This is a genomic window from Halomonas sp. AOP25-F1-15 (assembly GCF_052378675.1).
Lineage (GTDB): Bacteria > Pseudomonadota > Gammaproteobacteria > Pseudomonadales > Halomonadaceae > Vreelandella > Vreelandella casei.
In genome coordinates this window covers 1-1,661 of the sequence record NZ_JBQSXV010000020.1, presented here as the reverse complement: position 1 = coordinate 1,661, position 1,661 = coordinate 1, and the positions used below count along the sequence as shown (strand labels likewise).

The 1,661-nt window shown below is 53.5% G+C and carries 1 rRNA gene; it reads right to left on the bottom strand.

The window, feature by feature from the left end:
• Nucleotides 1-38: 38 nt before the first annotated feature.
• Nucleotides 39-1,571: ribosomal RNA gene (locus ACT3TF_RS17160) — 16S ribosomal RNA — on the bottom strand.
• Between the last annotated feature and the right edge of the window lie 90 nt (nt 1,572-1,661).

Below are 1,661 nucleotides of genomic sequence, written 5' to 3'. Positions count from 1 at the left end.
AATTCATTGTGGACGCTTACTAACTGTGACGCATCGTTTAAGGAGGTGATCCAGCCGCAGGTTCCCCTACGGCTACCTTGTTACGACTTCACCCCAGTCATGAACCACACCGTGGTGATCGCCCTCTTGCGTTAGGCTAACCACTTCTGGTGCAGTCCACTCCCATGGTGTGACGGGCGGTGTGTACAAGGCCCGGGAACGTATTCACCGTGACATTCTGATTCACGATTACTAGCGATTCCGACTTCACGGAGTCGAGTTGCAGACTCCGATCCGGACTGAGACCGGCTTTAAGGGATTCGCTGACTCTCGCGAGCTCGCAGCCCTTTGTACCGGCCATTGTAGCACGTGTGTAGCCCTACCCGTAAGGGCCATGATGACTTGACGTCGTCCCCACCTTCCTCCGGTTTGTCACCGGCAGTCTCCTTAGAGTTCCCGACATTACTCGCTGGCAAATAAGGACAAGGGTTGCGCTCGTTACGGGACTTAACCCAACATTTCACAACACGAGCTGACGACAGCCATGCAGCACCTGTCTTATAGTTCCCGAAGGCACAATCGCATCTCTGCAATCTTCTATAGATGTCAAGGGTAGGTAAGGTTCTTCGCGTTGCATCGAATTAAACCACATGCTCCACCGCTTGTGCGGGCCCCCGTCAATTCATTTGAGTTTTAACCTTGCGGCCGTACTCCCCAGGCGGTCGACTTATCGCGTTAACTTCGCCACAAAGTGCTCTAGGCACCCAACGGCTGGTCGACATCGTTTACGGCGTGGACTACCAGGGTATCTAATCCTGTTTGCTACCCACGCTTTCGCACCTCAGTGTCAGTATCAGTCCAGAAGGCCGCCTTCGCCACTGGTATTCCTCCCGATCTCTACGCATTTCACCGCTACACCGGGAATTCTACCTTCCTCTCCTGTACTCTAGCCTCACAGTTCCGGATGCCGTTCCCAGGTTGAGCCCGGGGCTTTCACAACCGGCTTATAAAGCCACCTACGCGCGCTTTACGCCCAGTAATTCCGATTAACGCTTGCACCCTCCGTATTACCGCGGCTGCTGGCACGGAGTTAGCCGGTGCTTCTTCTGCGAGTGATGTCTTTCCTAATGGGTATTAACCACTAGGCGTTCTTCCTCGCTGAAAGTGCTTTACAACCCTAAGGCCTTCTTCACACACGCGGCATGGCTGGATCAGGGTTGCCCCCATTGTCCAATATTCCCCACTGCTGCCTCCCGTAGGAGTTCGGGCCGTGTCTCAGTCCCGATGTGGCTGATCATCCTCTCAGACCAGCTACGGATCGTTGCCTTGGTGAGCCATTACCTCACCAACTAGCTAATCCGACATAGGCTCATCCAATAGCGGGAGCCGAAGCCCCCTTTCTCCCGTAGGACGTATGCGGTATTAGCCTGGGTTTCCCCAGGTTATCCCCCACTATCGGGCAGATTCCTATGCATTACTCACCCGTCCGCCGCTCGTCAGCATCTAGCAAGCTAGATCTGTTACCGCTCGACTTGCATGTGTTAGGCCTGCCGCCAGCGTTCAATCTGAGCCATGATCAAACTCTTCAGTTTACAATCATTGTGATCCTTACTCGTGTCTTCCGAGGAAAACACAAAAGCGAATCAAACTTGGCTCAAGGTTCAAACGAATTCATTCAAAAC